The following is a 623-nucleotide window of genomic DNA, read 5'->3' as shown; positions in this document are numbered from 1 at the left end:
GACGTTACTCCAAATTAACCAGCGACCGCTAAAAATACTCGACTGGCAAACACCGTATCAGGTGATGCTGACAAATTTGTCCAAAAATTCGGATTAAATTTGCAATCTACCCTATCAATAGAGTTTTAAAGCCGATAATATCGTTAGTGATCTTATATTCTCGTGTGACGCCACTCTGAAGTACACAAACACTGGAATCACGACTACTTACATCTATGCCAAAGACAATGCTCATTTTTAAACCCTCCTAAATAGCTGTTAGTGGTTGGAACGTATTTACTAAGGTAATTATTTCTAATTTTCTAAACTGGACATCAAGTGTCGACATTCTTCGAAGAGAATACTAACTACTAAGTAAAACTGCCTGTTTTAAGGACGACGTCAAGCGTCTAAACTTCTTACGGCATATAGTTTCACCACTATTTAAAGTTTAGAACAAAACTAATATAGCGAATCAACTATCCCGTCGGATAATCGATTCACTATAAAGCTTAGAATGTTTTAAGGGTGGTGGCTGTCTTTTCCCTTGTGAGGTGAGGCCCATGGGAACATTGAATAATCTTCAGGAAGGTTTCACAGTCAATGAGCGTCTTCCAGACACTCTCGTTGATGTTGCTGTTTGA

1 pseudogene is annotated in these 623 nt (G+C 38.4%); it reads left to right on the top strand.

Going from position 1 to position 623, the window contains the following annotated elements:
* Nucleotides 1–97 (top strand): annotated as a pseudogene (locus KGF70_RS17035) (IS30 family transposase); the annotation flags it as partial.
* Nucleotides 98–623: the final 526 nt, after the last annotated feature.

This window comes from Lactiplantibacillus sp. 7.2.4, from assembly GCF_018991185.1.
GTDB classification, from domain to species: Bacteria; Bacillota; Bacilli; order Lactobacillales; family Lactobacillaceae; genus Lactiplantibacillus; species Lactiplantibacillus pentosus.
This window is presented reverse-complemented; position numbering and strand designations above follow the sequence as displayed.